At 46.6% G+C, this 18,993-nt stretch carries 15 protein-coding genes and 2 tRNA genes; 10 read left to right on the forward strand and 7 right to left on the reverse strand.

Translation table 11 applies throughout. The features are described 5' to 3' along the window. The 3 genes from AAGC78_RS19725 to AAGC78_RS19735 all read left to right on the forward strand — a co-directional run. The coding region (locus AAGC78_RS19725) for an ACT domain-containing protein (protein WP_435785824.1) at positions 1–569 on the forward strand (569 nt) is incomplete at its 5' end. A gap of 222 nt (positions 570–791) precedes the next feature. Further along, a complete protein-coding gene (csrA, locus tag AAGC78_RS19730; protein ID WP_012486997.1) occupies positions 792–983 on the forward strand; it encodes a carbon storage regulator CsrA in 192 nt (63 codons plus the stop codon). A gap of 245 nt (positions 984–1,228) precedes the next feature. Further along, positions 1,229–1,319 (forward strand) — tRNA-Ser (locus AAGC78_RS19735). 200 nt (positions 1,320–1,519) lie between these two features. Here the strand turns inward: AAGC78_RS19735 and AAGC78_RS19740 are convergent. After that, positions 1,520–4,375 (reverse strand): valine--tRNA ligase, encoded by a 2,856-nt coding sequence (locus AAGC78_RS19740; protein WP_435785825.1) that lies wholly within the window; start codon positions 4,373–4,375, stop codon positions 1,520–1,522. A 237-nt stretch (positions 4,376–4,612) separates the two neighbouring features. On the opposite strand from AAGC78_RS19740, the gene AAGC78_RS19745 reads away from it, so the two are divergent. Together AAGC78_RS19745 and AAGC78_RS19750 are read left to right on the forward strand one after the other, a co-directional pair. After that, on the forward strand, positions 4,613–5,425 hold the full coding sequence (locus tag AAGC78_RS19745) for a glycosyltransferase family 2 protein (RefSeq protein WP_435785826.1): 813 nt from the start codon (positions 4,613–4,615) through the stop codon (positions 5,423–5,425). A 55-nt stretch (positions 5,426–5,480) separates the two neighbouring features. Further along, the gene (locus AAGC78_RS19750; protein ID WP_435785827.1) at positions 5,481–6,509 is read left to right on the forward strand and encodes a Stealth CR1 domain-containing protein; all 1,029 of its coding nucleotides are present in this window, start codon (positions 5,481–5,483) and stop codon (positions 6,507–6,509) included. A 35-nt stretch (positions 6,510–6,544) separates the two neighbouring features. Here the strand turns inward: AAGC78_RS19750 and AAGC78_RS19755 are convergent, their stop codons facing one another. The 5 genes from AAGC78_RS19755 to AAGC78_RS19775 all read right to left on the reverse strand — a co-directional run bounded on the left by AAGC78_RS19755 (position 6,545) and on the right by AAGC78_RS19775 (position 9,888). Then, positions 6,545–7,369, reverse strand: a complete 825-nt coding sequence (locus AAGC78_RS19755) for a glycosyltransferase family 2 protein (protein WP_435785828.1) — start codon at positions 7,367–7,369, stop codon at positions 6,545–6,547. Positions 7,370–7,383: 14 nt separating this feature from the next. Next, positions 7,384–8,469, reverse strand: a complete 1,086-nt coding sequence (waaC, locus tag AAGC78_RS19760; protein ID WP_435785829.1) for a lipopolysaccharide heptosyltransferase I — start codon at positions 8,467–8,469, stop codon at positions 7,384–7,386. A 71-nt stretch (positions 8,470–8,540) separates the two neighbouring features. Then, the gene (locus AAGC78_RS19765) at positions 8,541–8,936 is read right to left on the reverse strand and encodes a DUF6165 family protein (RefSeq protein WP_435785830.1); all 396 of its coding nucleotides are present in this window, start codon (positions 8,934–8,936) and stop codon (positions 8,541–8,543) included. An 80-nt stretch (positions 8,937–9,016) separates the two neighbouring features. Further along, entirely contained in the window at positions 9,017–9,709 is a 693-nt protein-coding gene (locus AAGC78_RS19770; protein ID WP_435785831.1) for an MBL fold metallo-hydrolase, read from the reverse strand. Then, positions 9,706–9,888 (reverse strand): hypothetical protein, encoded by a 183-nt coding sequence (locus AAGC78_RS19775; RefSeq protein ID WP_435785832.1) that lies wholly within the window; start codon positions 9,886–9,888, stop codon positions 9,706–9,708. Before AAGC78_RS19775 ends, AAGC78_RS19770 begins: the two co-directional genes overlap by 4 nt. A 602-nt stretch (positions 9,889–10,490) precedes the next feature. Here AAGC78_RS19775 and AAGC78_RS19780 point away from each other — a divergent pair. The 5 genes from AAGC78_RS19780 (at position 10,491) to AAGC78_RS19800 (ending at position 16,442) form a co-directional block, all read left to right on the forward strand. Next, the gene (locus AAGC78_RS19780; RefSeq protein WP_435785833.1) at positions 10,491–13,292 is read left to right on the forward strand and encodes a di-heme oxidoredictase family protein; all 2,802 of its coding nucleotides are present in this window, start codon (positions 10,491–10,493) and stop codon (positions 13,290–13,292) included. 159 nt (positions 13,293–13,451) lie between these two features. Further along, positions 13,452–13,868: a VOC family protein gene (locus AAGC78_RS19785; protein WP_435785834.1), complete on the forward strand. Its 417-nt coding sequence runs from the start codon at positions 13,452–13,454 to the stop codon at positions 13,866–13,868. Between the two features lie 29 nt (positions 13,869–13,897). After that, positions 13,898–14,641, forward strand: coding sequence for a DUF1801 domain-containing protein (locus AAGC78_RS19790; protein ID WP_435785835.1), 744 nt, complete (start codon positions 13,898–13,900; stop codon positions 14,639–14,641). 98 nt (positions 14,642–14,739) lie between these two features. After that, a complete protein-coding gene (gene gltX / locus AAGC78_RS19795; RefSeq protein ID WP_435785836.1) occupies positions 14,740–16,254 on the forward strand; it encodes a glutamate--tRNA ligase in 1,515 nt (504 codons plus the stop codon). Positions 16,255–16,366: 112 nt separating this feature from the next. Next, positions 16,367–16,442 (forward strand) — tRNA-Ala (locus tag AAGC78_RS19800). Between the two features lie 201 nt (positions 16,443–16,643). Here AAGC78_RS19800 and AAGC78_RS19805 read toward each other — a convergent pair. Then, entirely contained in the window at positions 16,644–18,794 is a 2,151-nt protein-coding gene (locus AAGC78_RS19805) for a tetratricopeptide repeat protein (protein WP_435785837.1), read from the reverse strand. Positions 18,795–18,993: the final 199 nt, after the last annotated feature.

The raw sequence follows: 18,993 nt of genomic DNA on the forward strand, positions 1-18,993 counted from the left end.
GTGTGTTACACAGTTTCAAAGAAGGCCCTGGAACTCTTATTACCCTCGATGAGGACGAATCAAATATGGAACAACCAATTGTTTCCGGTATCGCATTTAACCGCGATGAAGCCAAAGTTACTGTTGCTGGTATACCTGACACCCCTGGTGTAGCGGCTAAAATTCTTGCCCCAATTGGCGCAGCCAATATTGAGGTTGATGTTATTGTCCAAAACGTATCTGCCGACGGCACTACTGACCTGACATTTACCGTGCATAAAAACGATATGAGCAAGGCTGTTGCCGTGCTGGATACCGTTGCCAAAGAAATTGGTGCGCGCGAAGTGCGTAGTGATGATAAGGTAGCCAAAGTATCTATCGTAGGTGTGGGTATGCGCTCACATGCCGGTGTTGCGTCAAGCATGTTTACCGCATTGGCAGAAGATCGTATTAACATCCAAATGATCACCACATCTGAAATCAAAATTTCGGTGATCATTGATGAGCGTTACTTGGAGTTGGCTGTGCGTAGTTTGCACACCGCTTTTGGTTTGGATGCCGAACCATCAGAAGGCCGTGTGAGGGGCTAGGTCTTCTACCAACGATGGTTTAGTTAAGGTGTTTGAGGTGTATTGCTGTCTACCTAAAAAATAGACAGAAAAATGTTGGGGGTTTCTTCCCTTTCGCAAAAAGTAGACGATACTTAAATCCGGGCATTCGGTTGTCAGGACGCGACAGGGGGTATTCGGGGGTCGATGGTGGCAAGGGGTGTCTAAGTCGTACTCTTACAGGATGAGTGAAGGAGATTAAAGATGTTAATTTTAACTCGCCGTATTGGCGAAACCTTGATGGTAGGTGACGAGGTTACCGTTACCGTATTAGGTGTTAAAGGCAACCAGGTTCGTATTGGTGTCAATGCTCCTAAAGATATCGCTGTACATCGTGAAGAGATTTATCAGCGTATTCAGCGTGAAAAGCAAAATCAGGAAGAGCAGGACAATTAATTTTTATTTAATTGTTTTTGTTGTTCAGTGCTTTTCAACTACGCGGCGGCATGAGAGATCATCCGCCGCGTAGGCGTTTCTAGAGTTTGTATTTTTCAGTTATTCTCTAATTGAATGCAAAATATGCAGCGCTAAAATATTCGTTATTTTATTCTGTAATTTTGTCTTCAAGACTTTGATTTTTAGAGAATTATGGTATTATGCCGCACCTGCTGAGACGGAGCCTATCCCGCTTCAGTAGACGTGGAGAAGTGGCCGAGTGGCCGAAGGCACTCCCCTGCTAAGGGAGCATACCTCAAAAGGGTATCGGGGGTTCGACTCCCCCCTTCTCCGCCATTGAATTCAAACAAAAAGCCCAATCGAAAGATTGGGCTTTTTGTTTTTTATCGATCGAATTTATTTGGAAATATCCGTGGGTTAGGGGGCGGAGGTTGAGGGTATTGATGCCCAACACGATCTATTCCGGAATAAAATTTTCCAACAAAAAAGCCGATGTTTTTGCATCGGCTTTTTTATTCATCGCAGATCGTTAATGATTACAGCGCGCTGATTTTTTGAATCTGCTCGCGTAATTTTTCCACTGCGATTTTGTTTTCTGCAACACGGTTGCGCTCATTCGCAACAACTTCCGCTGGCGCTTTTGCAACAAATGCTTCATTGCCAAGTTTGGTTTCTGTGCGCTCAATATCCTGAATTAACTTATTGCTCTCTTTGGTAAGGCGAGCGATTTCAGCATCTTTGTCGATCAGTCCAGCCATTGGAACTAAAATTTCCATTTGGCCAACCAGAGCGGTGGCAGACATAGGTTCTGCATCACCTGCATTCAACCAGGTAACACTTTCCAGTGATGCTAATTTTTTCAGGAATTGTTGATTGTTGGTCAGGCGCTGCTGATCGTCACTGGTGCCATTTTTAAAGAGCACTGGCAAATCTTTAGCGGGAGAAATATTCATCTCGCCGCGAATGTTACGCACACCTAAAACTACAGCTTGCAACCACTCAACATCATTCAATGCCTGTTGATCGATTTTGCTGTCATCTGCCTGCGGATATTGCGCATGCATAATGGTTTCGCCAGTAGCACCGGAAAGTGGCTTGATGATTTGCCAGATTTCTTCAGTGATAAAAGGCATCAGTGGATGCACTAAACGCAAGATGGTCTCCAATACTCGCACCAGCGTGCGGCGAGTGCCTTTCTTTTGCGCTGCTGTTGCATCGGCATTAAATAAAACAGCTTTAGTCGCTTCCAGATACCAGCTGCAGTATTCATCCCACACGAATGAATAGATTGCTTGAGACGCTAAATCCAGGCGATAGTTATCCAGATTTTCTGTCACGGTTTTTTCAGAGATTTGCAATTTGCTGATGATCCAGCGATCGCCCAGTGATAATTCGTAATCAGTTGAACCATCTTGCCCGCAATCCTGGTTTTCACATTGCATCAAGGTGAAGCGCATTGCATTCCAGATCTTGTTACAGAAGTTGCGATAGCCTTCTACACGACCCATGTCGAATTTAATATCGCGGCCGGTTGATGCGAGTGAACAGAAGGTAAAGCGTAATGCATCGGTTCCGTAGGCTTGGATTCCTTCCGGAAATTCTTTGCGGGTTTGCTTTTCAATTTTGCCGGCATCTTTTGGATTCATTAAACCGGTGGTGCGTTTTTGCACGAGAGTTTCCAAATCAATACCGTCGATAATATCGAGTGGGTCGAGTACGTTCCCCTTTGATTTCGACATTTTCTGGCCTTGGCCATCGCGTACCAAACCATGCACGTATACGGTTTTGAACGGGATCTGTGGCGAGCCGTCTTCATGTTTCACCAAATGCATGGTGAGCATAATCATGCGCGCAACCCAGAAGAAAATAATATCGAAACCGGTCACCAGCAAATCAGTCGGATGGAATTTTTTCAAAAACTCCGTTTGCTCTGGCCAGCCGAGTGTTGAGAAAGTCCACAGGCCGGAGCTGAACCATGTGTCCAATACATCTTCGTCTTGATTCAGTTTTACATCAGCGCCGAGATTGTATTTGCTGCGCACTTCAGCTTCATTGCGACCAACATAAACTTTGCCGCTCGCGTCATACCATGCGGGAATACGATGCCCCCACCACAATTGACGGCTGATACACCAATCCTGAATATCGCGCATCCACGAGAAATACATATTCTCATATTGCTTAGGTACGAATTGGATGCGACCGTCTTCAACTGCGGCGATTGCCGGTTCAGCCAGTGGTTTAGTACTCACGTACCATTGATCAGTTAACCATGGTTCGATCACTACACCTGAGCGATCACCGCGCGGTACTTTCAAACCGTGGTCGTCAATTTTTTCCAGCAATTCAGTCGCTTCAAATGCAGCGACAATTTGCTTGCGCGCTTCGTAGCGATCAAGTCCGGCATATTGAGCGGGCAGGGTGCCATCAAGTTGGGTATTGAGGCTGCCATCCAAATTAAAAATTTGTGCAACACCTAAAATCGCGGCGTTTTTATCGAGCACATTAATCAATGGCAAATTGTGGCGCTTGCCTACTTCATAGTCGTTGAAATCATGTGCGGGAGTAATTTTCACGCAGCCGGTACCAAACTCACGGTCAACGTAATCATCGGCAACGATTGGAATCAAACGATTAACCAATGGCAGCAGGACAAATTTTCCGATCAGTGATTTGTAACGCTCATCTTCAGGGTGAACCGCAACAGCGCTATCGCCCAACATGGTTTCAGGGCGAGTGGTCGCAACGACTAAATAATTTTTGCCGTCAGCGGTAGTGGCGCCATCCGCTAACGGATAGCGCAGATTCCACAGTGAACCTTTTTCATCGTGGTTTTCTACTTCCAGATCGGAAATGGCGGTGTGTAGTTTTGGGTCCCAGTTCACCAGGCGTTTACCGCGATAAATCAGGCCGTCATCAAACAGGCGAACAAACGCTTCCTGCACTGCGGTAGATAAACCATCGTCCATGGTGAAGCGTTCACGGCTCCAATCTACTGATGAACCCAAGCGACGAATTTGGCGGGTGATAGTGCCACCGGATTGCTCTTTCCATTCCCAGACTTTTTCGAGGAATTTGTCGCGGCCAAGATCATGGCGGCTCACGCCTTGCGCAGCCAATTGACGCTCAACTACCATCTGGGTGGCGATACCGGCATGGTCAGTACCCACTTGCCACAAGGTATCGTCGCCTTGCATGCGGCGATAGCGAATCATGGTGTCCATCACCGCATTGTTGAAACCGTGCCCCATATGCAGGCTGCCAGTGACATTCGGTGGCGGAATCATCATGCAATAAGGGGTTCCGTCTCCGGCAGGCTTGAAATAGCCTTTTTCTTCCCAGGTTTGGTACCACTGGCGTTCGATAGCATGGGGTTCGTAGGTTTTTTCCATAGCAATAACAGGCTCTTGCGGATGCCGCTGCGCGGCTGATCAATAGGCGTAAAATCAGGCTGGCGATTATACAGTCTGGCGCTAGCTGAGCCTAGTTTGGATGTCGATTAGTTTTACGGCCACGTATAGCGGTGTTTGCTGGCTATTTGCACTGTGCATAATGGTATTATGTGACCTTGTTTTCCTTCGCTGATAACAGGGAGGGGTGCGGTTTTGTGAGTAAGGAAATAACCTGCGATGAAGTTAAAAGAACTGCCGTTATCCTGGTGGACAGCACGGAAATTAACGCGCTTAACAAAGGATGATTTGCGTAATGCCAATGCGCCACGTTTGCCGTTAATCATATCGTTAACGTCCATTCCCAGTCGTTTGGGGATCATCCATCTCACTATTCGCAGTCTATTAATTCAGTCATATGCGGCTGAAAAAATTATTCTTTGGCTGCATGAAAGTCTGCGTGATCAGTTACCTCGCTCATTGAGTGATTTGGAGGGCGATGAGTTTGAGATTCGTTACGTGAATCTCACCTGTTCCCATCGCAAATTGATTCACTCGCTGGAACTGCATCCAGAAAAAATCATTGTCACCTGTGACGATGATTTAATGTACGACTCGACTTGGCTGCAGCGCTTATATCAAAGCCATAGCCGGTATCCAAAAGATATAATTGCACATGAATGTCGGTTGATTACCTTTATCGCTCCCGGAAAACCAGCAGCTTATCGGGAATGGAAGACCGAATTGTGCACGGATATTTCAGCACCTTGGTTGATGCCCATTGGATACGGTGGTGTTCTCTATCCCCCGCATTGTTTGTATGGCGATGTGCAGAATCGCGATTTATTTTTGCGCCTAACGCCGAAGGCGGATGACCTGTGGTTTAAAGCAATGTCGTATCTGGGGGGAACCAATACTCGTCGTTCGGCAGATCCTGGCAAAAAGCCTATTCCCATTATTGCGTCGCAAAAAGATTCACTTAAGAAAACCAATGTGCGTCAGGATGGCAATTATCAGCAGTGGTTGGCACTGTGTGAGCATTACGAATTCTAGTGCTGCATTGCTGTTACAAGCTGGCATCTTTGATCGTTCTTTGTAAGGTATTATTTTGATAACAGAACAAAAATCCAGTAATCAGTTTCCTGTTGATGCCGTTATTACCTGGGTCGATGGTGCTGATCAGAATCACAAAGCTAAATTGGATAATTATTTATCCAGCATTGGCAGCACGCGTCCGCGTTCGGCCAATCCAGCGCGATTTAGCAGTGTGGGCGAAATTGAATACTGTGTTGTCTCATTGCTACGTTTTGCGCCCTGGATAAGAACTATATTTATTGTTACCGACCAACAGCAGCCAGATTTTATGGTGAAGTTAGTCGGTACTGTCTATGAGTCTCGCGTTAAAATTATTGATCATCGCGTCATTTTTACCGGCTATGAACAACACTTGCCGACGTTCAACAGCATGTCGATTTCCAGTATGTTATGGCGAATTCCCGGTATTGCTGAGCGGTTTTTGTTTCTAAATGATGATTTTGCATTAATCCGGCCAGTCGATCCTTCATTTTTTTTTCTTGGCGACAAGGTTGTTCTTCATGGGGTTTGGAAAACCCAAACAGATAAGCGTTTTGTTAAACGAATTTCCGGTTTGTTTAAAAAACTCTTAGGTCGAAATGAAAAATACGGCAAAGATGAGCGTGTAAGGTTTATCGGTGTGCAGGAAAATGCCGCCCAAATGCATGGTTATAGCGAGAAGGTTTTTCAGTTAGAGCATAATCCACATCCATGGAAGCTATCGTCGTGGAGAGAATATTTTTCAGCGTATCCTGAGCAGCTAGAGAAAAATATCAGCTTCCGCTTACGCTCGGCGGAGCAATTTGTACCGGAAGGGTTTAGTGCGCATTATGAAATCAAAAATGGAAATGCAGTGTTTGATAACAGCATAAAAACTCTGCAGTTAAAACCTGCAGACCAAGCATTACATCGTTTAAAGTCAAAGTTGGCACAAGCTGAACGCGATAGCAATTATGCTTTTATCTGTATTCAAAGTTTGGAAAATGCCCAACCTGAAGCATTTGTATTGGTGGTTGATTGGCTTGATGAAAAAATTGGCAGGTTTGATCAATTGCTAAAGTAAAAGGCTGGTGAGTAACGTCGCCAGCCCAGTGTGCGTCAGGCTTTTTTAACAATCCCATTGTCTGCCCAAAATCTCCCTGTACTTTTTACCTCATTGCGAATCGCGTAGTTCTTTTTCCATGTTTCGGGATTGTCGTAGGCGCGTGGGTGATCCAGATGCAAGCAGTTAACACTGTAGCGCACTTGTTTGCCTTTCAAACCGTGGTTGTATAAGCGCTCACCGAGTTCGCGATCCAAACCGCCGTATTGCATATCTTCGTTGAAACCGTTGCAGGCTTTGATATCGCTTATCCAAGTGGAGCTGTTCATGCCATTCCAGGTGGCTTTAGTTGGTGTAACAGCATTGAGCAGGGATTTAATGCTGCGGCTTTTAATTAATTTCCATAATTTGTGACTCGATGGTTGGCCTGCTTCTTTGAGCCAATCGATATTAAAAATAACGCCGCTGGCAATATCGGCTTCTGTGATTTTTTCTGATACTGGTGTGGTAAGTTTTACATAGCCACCTGACAGAAAATAACCGGGTTCTGCGAGTGATTGGTGGATGCTGATAAAGTCTGGTTCGGGAATGCAATCGCCGTCGGTGAAAATTAAATAGTCACAATCGGACTGTGCAATTGCTTTATTCAGTATCTGGCATTTTTGAAAGCCTTTATCTTCATGCCAGATATGTTGGATAGTTAATTTTCCGCGCGCTTGAAAAAACTCGATTACATCGCGGGTAGCTTGGCCTGAACCATCGTCGGCGATAATCACGGTAAAATTATTGTGGCGTTGCGCCTCATAACCAAACAACACGTTTTTGAGCCACTTGGGTTGGTTGTATGTAGTAATGACTACGCCCATTTTTTGTGGTGACATAACAGTATCCTGAATTAAATCGGTGTTGAATCGTTAGCGGGAGAATCTATTGTCGCAGCTTCATGTAATGCTTGCGCAGCCAGTTTTTGCTGCAATGCATCCCACACCTCAACAGCTTTGATTCCGCTCATGCATTGCGGCGTGTCAGTGCTATTTTCCGGCAGCCATTTGCAGTGGCGTTTATGACACGGCATGCATTCAAATGGTTCAGATAATTGCAAATTCTGTGTGTGATCGCCAATTAATCCAACCTTGATGGGTGATGTTGCACCATAGAGAGCGATAGTCGGTGTTTCCAGCGCCCCGGCTAAATGAGAAAAGCCGGTATCCAAACCTACTACCGCAGCAGCAGCGACTAATTTTTCAGCGATAGTAGTAATGGATAAACGCTGTTCCGGTCGTGTTGCTTGTGGGCAAACGCTAATAATTTGATCGGCAATCGCTTGTTCTTCGGCGCTACCCCAAATAATTTCTACCGAGAAGCCTTGATCAATCGCGATCTTGCACAGCTCTTGCCATTCACAGGTTGCCCAGAGTTTGGTGACCCAGCTGGTACCGATGATAAAAATTAATTTTTTGGTGTTTTTATGAACGTGGGTGAAATTCTGGTTGATACCGAAATTCAGTTTGGACGAAGGTGTGTACCCCAAGGCTTTTCCCACTAACTGACGAGTACGCTGCACGGCGTGCTGGTCCTTATCGATAAAGTGGTGGCGAGTATAAAACCAGTGTGTAACTGGTTCGCGGGCGGAGTTTTTATCGTAACCATCAACGCCATTACCTTTGGCGCATTTGGCGATAACGGCGCTCTTCAATAATCCCTGTGCGTCGATAATATAGTCGTAAGTTTCGGTGCGAACGTCCGCTCGCCAGGTTTTAAATTCCTGCCAGCTTTGTTTGTTACGGCGTTTTACCCAGCGACGCAAATTGATCGGGATGACTTTGTGAACGCCAGGGTGCCAGTCAACTATTTCTTTAAAGCCGTCTTCTACCACCCAATCGATCTCGGCATGGGGGTATTGCTTTTTGATATCGCTGATCGCGGGAAAGGTGTGAAAAATATCACCCATGGAGGACATTTTGATAAGCAGTATCTTCATGGGTGACATCTTTTTGTGAATCTAAAATGGCTACGCGAATCACCATTAACGGTGATTCGAAAACGGTTGTGTTACAGATATTTTTTATAGGATTTTTCTTCAATCAACTCGGAACCAAAGGCGAGGTTAATATCTTTTTTCACTGCCGCACGTTTGTCGTTGGTGACATATACCGCGCGCGCGAGTTGGATAAATTTATCGCTAAAGTCTTTGGCTAATTCGCAATCGCGAATGTCATCTTCAATAATCCAAAGCTCTTGGTTGATGTCTTTCAGTGCTTGTTTGAGCGGAGCTAATTTGCCCAAACCTTCAGCACCCAGCAGTTCGTTTACTTTTTCATCAAGGATGGTTAATTCATTCTTGACGTTTTTAAGCTTGGCTTCATCGCCAATGTTAACGGCTTTGATTTCCAGAATGGTGATTTTGTCGATAAGTTCGCCGAGGGAGATTGGGGCTTGGATCAGCATGGGTTGTTTCTCAAGGAATTTTTTGTGGCGGTGATTCTAGCAAATTCAGTTGACGGTTTGGTATGCGCAGGGGAATTTGATTATTTCCCACAGGCGCGATTAGCCGGAACGGCAATATCCATCAATGTCGGATTGGGCAAATCAAGGTTGTCCATCAGTTCCACATAAGCATCCAGATCGCGCACCTGCAGGCGCGGGTTATAGGCTTTTTCTTCGGCGATGGTACTGAGCTGCCAGCCTTTATAGTCGTGTGCGGGGTAGACCCAGGTGTGATCGGGTAGGGTGAGCAGCTTGGAAAACAGGCTGTGATATTGGTCTACCGCGCTGCCATTTTGGAAATCGGTGCGGCCGGTGCCGCGAATCAACAGGGTATCGCCGGTGAATACGCACATTTGATTGCGATGCTCCAGCAGATAGCAGTAGGAATCATCAGTATGGCCCGGAGTGTATATGGCTTTAAGGGTCAGGTTTCCTACCGGAATCTGGTCGCCATCGTGCAATGCTTGGGATACGCATGCGGAGCCAGCCTCTTGCCCGAGCAAGGTTTTGCAGCCAGTGGCGTCGCGTAAAGCGCCCGCGCCGGTAATGTGGTCGGCGTGGGTGTGGGTATCGAGCACGTAAACCAGCTTGAGGTCCAGCTCTTGAAGCAACTGCAAATATTTAGTCACTTCCGTTTTTACTGTGTCGATCAGCACCGCCGCGCGCGTTTCGGCGCAGGCGACTAAATAGGTATAGGTGCTGGATTCGCGCTCAAATAATTGACGGAAAATCATAACGCCTCCTCTCCTGGATAATCGGGCAGACCGCCCATAGCGGCTAGCGATTCCATGGCATTCGTGCAATCAACATGCCCATCATACAAGTGTCGGTGATGCCCGCGAACATCAAGAATGCACAGGTCGGCAGTTTTATTGGCCATCAGATCGAGCGGGTGAATGCGTTTATGGCTCATAGTGTTACCAGATTCATTTGGCTGCGAGGATGCGATCAGTATCTTAATAAAGGTTAGTAAACAGGTTGCGCTTTTTTATCGCAATGGGAGCGGGTAAGGAAAAGTAAAGGCAAACAATAGCTTAACGCCAATTGATTACAAAAAGATCCAGGCTTATACGTTGATGTTTTTTTAAGCGGCGTTCGATTGCCGTAATTTGCGCTTCCCTCGTCCCACCTGCACAAATCATCTAGTGGCACACCTACCGAGCCGTGTTTTATCGCTACTACTGGTGTGACCAATTGCTCGCTTTTTTACCAGTTTTGTTTCTTATGCACACGGATTTATCTACAAGTTCACACTTTGGCTGATCACTTAACGCCAATACCTTAGTGGGACGACGCTCCGATTCCTTCGCCGTAAACTCGCCCTTGAGCCACTACATGAGCGCTACTGAACCTGGTGTGTTTTTGCCTGATTCGTTGTGTTTATGAAACTCGCGACAGCAATGAAGCTGAATCTAATGTTAGGGATGTGTATCAATCAACCGTTGATTCCCACTCCGCTGTTAGTCGGGTAATTCAACCTCACAACAATAATATCTAACAAAGAGGTAACACCACATGCGAATAAATTCGTTCGGGCGCAATGCCGTTTGCGCATTACTTACGCTGGTCAGTTCCAGTTTATTTGTACAAACAACAAGCGCACAAACCATCAATATCAATCCGGTTTCCATCACCGGTAGTACTAACTTGCAGCCAGCCAATTTGGCTATCGATAACAATGGCAGCACCCGTTGGGAGTCCAATCACGGCGTTTCGCCCAGTTCACTCACGCTCGATTTGGGCCAAGCTTATGCACTGAATCAGGTGGTGATTTTGTGGGAAGCGGCGAACGCAGCCAACTATGAAATCCTCGGTTCCAATAACAATTCCACCTGGACGCAACTGAGTTCGCGCACCGGCGGCACCTTTGGTAACCGCACGGATACAGTGCCACTCGCAGGTACCTATCGCTATGTGCGCGTGAATGCCTTAACGCGCAGCAGCGGCAATACCTGGGGTTACTCGATTTTTGAGGTAGATGTGTTCGGCGCGTTACCTGCGGCGTCATCAAGCTCCGTAGCGGCGGGAAATTGCAATCAGGGTTGTGTAACTACTTTGAATAGCACCACGCTGCGTGCGACTGTCACGCAAGCTGATATTGTCGATATCCACTACCGCATTAACAACGGCGCGCAACAAAATGTGCGCATGAATGTGTCGGGTAATAATTGGACTTACGACATTCCTAATTTGGCGGCTGGCAATGTGGTGAGTATTAATTTCACCATTATTAGAAATGGTGCAGGGCAAGATACTGCCTGGCAAAATTATACGGTCGGCACGCCTGCTTCAAGCGTTGCGCCATCAAGCACTCCGCGTAGCTCTGTCGCTCCGTCAAGTACTCCACGCAGTTCCGTTGCGCCTTCAAGTTCATCGCGCAGCTCAACTGCTGCATCGGTAGCGCCAGCCAGTTCTTCAGCGGCAAGCCTCGGCAATATTGTGCCTTTATACAATTCATCGACAGTGCTTGAAGGTGCGATTCAATTTGATCGCGGCGATGCATTGGTAACACGTATTGCGGATCGCGGTCGCGATCGCCATGCGAAAGAAGATCAATTCCAGGCTTACGATCACTTCCTCAGTTTTTATTGGGAACATCGCACAGCAACTATCGAGATTGTTGACTACGTTGCGAAAGGTGGCAGCACCGTACGTATGAACGTGGTGACGCAATTCCGCTTGAGCGATACCGAAGCAGAAAACCGCTGGTTCTATCGCGGTGTTGGCACTGTGGCCGAGTATCACGATAACGGCACCATGAATGTGATCAACGATTTTAATTACTACAAAGAGCGTAGCTACAACGCGCGTGAAGGCCGCAACATCCAGATTGGCGATAAGCTCGAATTTGAATTGAGCCAATTCCTTGATCACAGTGTTCCGCACGGTCGTTCGGCGTACTACGGCACGACTTATCTTTATATTGTCGGTAAAGGCCTTGTACCTTGGGATATCACTGGTAATTTCGGCACCCAGGGTGGCAGAAAAGACTCGGTAGAAATTCCCGAGAAGGCTTGGTTAGGCGGCAAGACAACGCTTCCTTATATGCACTCGAATGAGCCGGATAATCACTTCATCCAAATGGCAACCAATCTTGCATCGCAAAATGGCCAGCCGTTTGTATTAGGTCGTCGTGTGCATCACGCTTCCTTTATTGATGGTTCACACGATGAGCATGTTGTGGACAACGGTATTTTCCCTGACACCGTAGGCAAAGCCGGTCCGCATTATGTGCATGATCGCTGCGCCGGTTGCCATGTGCGCAATGGTCGCGCTGCACCAGCACCAGTTGGTCAGCCGTTGGATAAATGGGTATTTAAAGTAGCTGATATCAACAGCAATCCGCATCCAAATCTTGGTCGCTCACTGCAACCAAAATCCTCTGGCGGTGTTGCAAGTGAAGGGCAGGTTTCTATCGCGTTCTGGAGTGAGTCAAACGGTTTGCGTAAACCCAATTATCAATTCAGTGGCGTAACGCCTGCGCGTTTTTCTGCGCGTGTTGCACCGCAATTGGTTGGTATGGGTTTGTTGGAAGCGATTCCTGAATCTGCGATTCTCGCGAAAGAAGATATTAACGATGCAAATGGCGATGGCATTTCCGGTCGCGCGAATCGCATCGCTGATCCAGCAACCGGTCAAACTCGTCTCGGTCGTTTTGGTTACAAAGCGGGAACTACCAGCGTGAAGCATCAAATTGCTGCGGCATTTAATGCGGACATGGGGGTGATGACCAGCTTGTTACCAACACCGGATTGCGGTTCGGCGCAAACTGATTGCGGTCCAAGTGGTTCAGAAATATCTGATACGCATGTAAACAATCTGGTGAAATATATTTCAACGCTCGGTGTGCGTCCGCAACGCAATATTAATGATGCGGCAGTGCAACGCGGCGAAACACAATTCGCCACTATTGGTTGCGTCGGTTGCCACACACCAAGTTATGTCACCAGCCAATATCATCCTTTGGGTGAATTGCGTAGCCAAACTATCAAACCTTATACCGACATGTTGTTGCACGATATGGGGCCAGATATGGCAGATAACCTCGGTGAAGGTTTAGCAAGTGGTGCTGAATGGCGTACCGCGCCGCTGTGGGGCTTGGGCTTGTCTGCGTGCGTAACTGGCGGTGTAACCAATGCTGGTCAAGGCGCGCAAGTGTGTACACCAGTGCATAGTTATTTGCACGATGGCCGCGCACGCACTATTGAAGAAGCTATTCTCTGGCACGGTGGTGAAGGTCAGGCATCTAAAAATGCCTACCAAGCATTGTCCGCATCACAAAAGCAGGATGTATTGCGTTTCCTCGAATCTCTCTAAGGTTAAGTTTTTTAACAGGTTAGGTTCTCCTTGCCCCGGCTAACTACCGGGGCTTTTTTTGCGCTCTATTTTCGTTGACTCGCTCTCCTGACGATTTCTGTCACAGTGTTTATTTACTCTGTCCGGGTAAATTATTTTCACTGAATCACGGAGAGAATTATGAGTAACGAAAATCCCAGCGTTATTTCCCATGTATCTATCGGCACTAATGATTATGAAAAAGCGCGCGCTTTTTATAATGATGTTTTGGCCGCGCTGGATATTAAAATCATCATGGAGCATCCAGGTGCTGTTGCTTACGGCCGCGCTTATCCCGAGTTTTGGGTTTGCACGCCGCACAACGGTAAACCCGCAACACTCGGCAATGGTTTTCATATGGGATTTATTGCGCTAGATAAAGCGCAAGTGCATGCGTTTTATGATGCTGCAATTGCCGCCGGTGCAACTTGCGATGGCCCACCGGGTCCGCGTCCACTTTACGGCGAACCTTATTACGGTTGTTTTGTTCTGGATCTCGACGGCCATAAAATTGAAGCAGCGTTTTGGGATGAAAAATTAGCAGCAACGCTTTCGTAATATTTTTATAAATCACTGCGGAGGGTATTGTGAAAAACAAAATCCACAATCCAGCTGTTGCCGATGTGTTTAAGCAATATCCTCCCGCTATGCGCAAAAAATTATTATTCCTGCGCAGATTAATTTTAGAAACTGCTGCCGAATTAGGTATCAGTGACTTGGAAGAAACCCTGAAGTGGGGCGAGCCCAGTTATATTTCCAAACAGGGCAGTGCGATTCGTATGGATTGGAAAGCGCGCGACCCGGAACATTACGCACTTTATTTCAATTGCAACACCACACTCGTTAATACGTTTGAATCGCTGTACGGTTATTTATTTCGATATGAGGGAAACAGAGCGATTATTTTTACGCGCATGGAATTGATCCCGATTAAACAATTAAAACACTGTATTGGCTTGGCGTTGCAGTACCATCGAATTAAACATTTACCCTTGCTCGGGTCACAGATTATTTATGTTGGAATCATTATGAAATATGGGATGCAGGCGGTGATTACCGCGCAGACAGGAAAAACCGAAGAATTGGCAGAGTTGTTATTGCAAGGTGCGGATGCGCTACAAGGCAATCCCGATTGCGATGCCTATTTGATTCAGGTTTCTGTCAGTGAGCCAGATAAAATTTATATCAGCGAAGTCTGGGCTAACGAGCAGGCTCACAAAGCATCATTAACCGATCCGGCGGTGCGTGCGGTTATCACGCGAGCCATGCCGTTGATTGCGGCCATAGAAGCCAAACCCACCAAGCAGATTGGTGGAAAATTGTCCTGCTAACCTTTGCACGCTTGTTTCTCCCTTGTGGCGATTCAAGCGTATAATGCGCGCCTTTTCCGAATTCAATATCCTTCTGATTTGCAGCAAAAGGCCATTCCATGTCTGAAGTCCGTACCCGTATTGCCCCGTCACCCACTGGCGACCCCCACGTAGGCACCGCCTATATCGCCCTGTTCAACCTGTGTTTTGCCCGTCAGCACGGCGGTAAATTCCTGTTGCGCATTGAAGATACCGACCAAACCCGCAGCACTCCTGAATCCGAACAAGCGATTCTGGACAGCCTGCGCTGGTTGGGTTTGGAGTGGGACGAAGGCCCGGATGTCGGCGGCCCGCACGGTCCGTATCGCCAAAGTGAGCGTATGGATATCTACGGTAAATACGCGTTCGAGCTGGTTGAAAAAGGCCATGCTTTCTATTGCTTTGCAACCGCTGAAGAGCTGGATGAGATGCGCCGTGAGCAACAAGCGCGCGGCGAAACGCCCAAGTACGACGGTCGCGGTTTGCTGCTCTCGCAAGAAGACGTCCAGGCGAAATTAAATGCGGGCGAGCCCTACGTTATCCGCATGAAAATCCCGGAAGAGGGGGTGTGTGAAATCGACGATATGCTGCGCGGCAAGATTGAGATCGAATGGTCGCAAGTGGATATGCAAGTGCTGCTCAAAGGCGACGGCATGCCCACCTATCACCTCGCCAACGTGGTGGACGACCACCTGATGCAAATCACCCACGTGATTCGCGGCGAAGAGTGGATCAATTCTGCGCCCAAGCACCTGAAACTCTACGAATACTTCGGCTGGCAAGCGCCAGTGCTGTGCCACTTGCCGCTGCTACGCAACCCGGATAAATCCAAACTCAGCAAACGCAAAAACCCTACCAGCATCCTCTATTACAAGCGCATGGGCTATTTGCCGGAAGCCATGCTCAACTATCTGGGCCGCATGGGCTGGTCAATGCCGGATGAGCGCGAGAAATTCACCCTCGCCGAAATGCAGGAACACTTTGACCTGCTGCGCGTGTCATTAGGCGGCCCGATTTTCGATGTGGAAAAACTCAACTGGCTCAGCAGCCTGTGGATTCGTGAGAACTTTACCATCGAGCAACTCGCCGAGCGTTTGCACGGCTGGGCGCTCAACAAAGAAACCCTGCTGCAAGCACTGCCACACGCCCAATCGCGCATGACCACCCTGAGTGATTTCGCCCCATTGGCCGGCTTCCTCGTCAGCGGCATGATGCTGGTGAACGAAGCGAGTTTCGCTGGCAACAAGCTGGATGTAGAAAAGCAAAAAGAATACCTGCAATTCGCCCTTTGGCGTTTGGAAGCCCTGCGCACCTGGGAGCGCGATAACCTGTTTGCCGAACTCAAACTGCTCGCCGACCAAATGGGTATCAAAATCAAAGACGCCCTGGCTCCAGTCTTCGTCGCCATTGCTGGCACCACCGCGTCATTCTCAGTGGTGGACTCCATGCAAATCATCGGCCCCGACATGAGCCGCGCCCGCATCCGCCACGCGATCAACGCCTTGGGTGGCTTCGGCAAAAACAAACAGAAAGACTTGGAAAAGGTCTTCGACAAACTGGGCGCAACCGCAGAAGAACCAGCTGCCAATAGTTAAGCGCTTGATTTATCGATAAAAAAACCGGAGTGCAAGCCCCACTTTTCGCTTGACACTCCGAGGTCAGCTGCATAAAATGCGCGCCACTCAGAGACAGGATGTCGACGAATCTGGGGCTATAGCTCAGCTGGGAGAGCGCAACACTGGCAGTGTTGAGGTCAGCGGTTCGATCCCGCTTAGCTCCACCAAATTAAAAACCCGCTTATCGCAAGATAAGCGGGTTTTTTGTTTTTGTAATTTAAGTCCAAAATTGATCGCTTGTTTGGCTGCGCGCGATGCACTCAAGCCTCGTGAGGTTGCGTAGCAAATGTCTTGCTGGACCTAGCTGTGGCGAAACCCAGCAATTCGCACCGAATTTGGGTGTACGATTATCTCAAAGGTATATTGAATTAACTGTGCTGGGATCGCTGGTATTCTGCCCATAACTTTTCAACCAGCTCTCTAAAGCCCTGATCAGGTGCAATGGGGTGAATCTCAAAATCAGTTAGGGTAGCTTTGTACAAGCTTTCTCCTCCATTTGTTGCTGCAGCAAGGGCAGTTTTAAAATGTTGTTCTGCGGCTACAGCATCTCCCTGGAGCCAAGTAATGTAAGCTAAATTTCCATGTGCTATACCATTACCAGATTTTTTCAATATGGCTAAATTGCAAGTATTATTTGCGCTTATAAGCAGCTCTTTTGCTAAGTGCACATTTTCCCAATTGGCTTTTGCCTTGCACAATAAGCTAAAGCCTTTGTTATTTATGGCTTGTGCAACTTGTTCACGTAAACTCAATTCCTCTGCGGTACCAAATTGAGTAATTGCTATATCATAAGTTGCGATTGCTTCTTCGTTACGATTCAATTTACCTAGAGTAACGCCTTTGTTATTCATGGCTTTTGCAACTGGTTCACGCAAATTCAATTCTTCTGCGGTGCCAAATTTAATTATTACTGCATCATAAGCTGCAATTGCTTCTTCGTTGCGATTGAGTTTGTCTAGAGTAACGCCCTTGTTAACCATGGTATTTGCAACTGGTTCACGCAAGTTCAATTCTTCTGCGGTACCAAATTTAGTTATTATCGCCTCAAAGGCAGCAATTGCTTCTTCGTTGCGATTCTGTTGGGTTAAGGCAATACCTTTGTTAGCCATGGCATTTGCAACTTTTTCACGAAAGCTCAATTCCTCTGCAGTACCAAATTTAGTTATTACCGTCTCATAGGCTGCGACTGCTTCTTCGTTGCGACTCAATCGTGCTAAGGTAACGCCCTTGTTAATCATAGCTCTTGCAACTAGTTCACGTAAGTTCAATTCTACTGCGCTACTAAATTTACTGATTACAGCCTCATAAGCTGCTATTGCTTCTTCACTACGATTCAGCTGACCTAAAGTGACTCCTTTGTTAAACATCGCATTTGCAAATAGTTCACTCAAGTTCAACTCATCTGCGGTACCAAATTCAGTTGTTACTGCATCATAGACTGCGATTGCTTCTTCGTTGAGATTCAGTTGGTTTAATCTAGCGCCTTTGCTAAACATGGAAATTGCAACTAGTTCGCGCAAGTTCAAGTCCGTTGAAGCACCAAATTTAGTAATGATTAAATCATAGATTGCGATTGCTTCTTCATGGCGATTCAGTCGGGTTAATGTGACGCCCTTGTTGAATATTATTTGTGCTTGGTTTTGCGGTTGAATATCGGATGAGCTGATTGCTTTGTCCCAATAAAAAATTGCTGCTTCGTATTCTCCTTCGCTATAAGCTGCAAATGCGCGAGTGTTCCAATCATTAAATTTATATTCAGTTTCTGGTAATTGTTTTAATTGTTCGGCTTTTTGCTCAATAGCTGAATTGTCTCTAAATGGTTGTTCCTCTAATTCTTTTCTTGTGCTGGGCTGCGATAGTTGGCGTTGCAATATTTCCATTTGATCATTTAGTTTTTTCTCAGAGGCTTTCACTGTTGCATTAAATTCATTTGATTTCTGCGTAACTATATCTTCGTGATCATCAATTTTTTTACTCGCTTGAGTAGCTCTGCTTTCTAATTCTTCCATCCGGGAGTTTAGACTTTTATGATTATCCTCGAACCATTTTGAGGCTACTTCTTCGGCAGTTTGTTTTGCATCGGCTTTTGCTGTTCTGTAGCCTAAGAATCCCACTAAAACAATAACTACCGTTATAGAAATACCTAACAAGCTAATGAGTAAGCCAAATCTATCGATACCTGATCCAATATCGCTGATCCTGCTTGTTTGATCATCTATACGCTTTTCGAATGAATCAATACGTTTTGATTGTGCTTCTATATCTTTTTGTAGTAACTCTTTTTTAGCATCCAATTGCAGTTGAAATAGCTCCTTTTGCGCGTTTAGGTCGTCTTTACTTGCCGTATCGTTGCTTGTATTGGTGTTTGTGGGCTGTATATCTACAGCCTTTAGGTTTGCTGTGTTGTTGCTTGAATTAGATTTTGCGGGCTGAGTGTCTGCCGCCAGAGCGTCCATTGTGATCGACTGACAAAAGCATATGCTAAGTAGGGCGAAGCAAAGGTGTGCACGAATTTCCATGGATGTTCCTAGCTAGTGGACGTATTTTGTTTTGGGGAATACTAACAAAAAAGTATCACTATTGCTGGTTATGTCTGTGCAACTCATATTATTCGCAATGGGCTCGATGGATTGTTGTTGATAACCTAACGGTCAGTTTATTGCTTTCAGGTTATCATTGTTGGTAGTTGCTTATCAGGGAGATATAATGCTGTTCTTT

This window comes from Cellvibrio sp. (assembly GCF_039207905.1).
In the GTDB taxonomy this organism is placed as follows: domain Bacteria; phylum Pseudomonadota; class Gammaproteobacteria; order Pseudomonadales; family Cellvibrionaceae; genus Cellvibrio.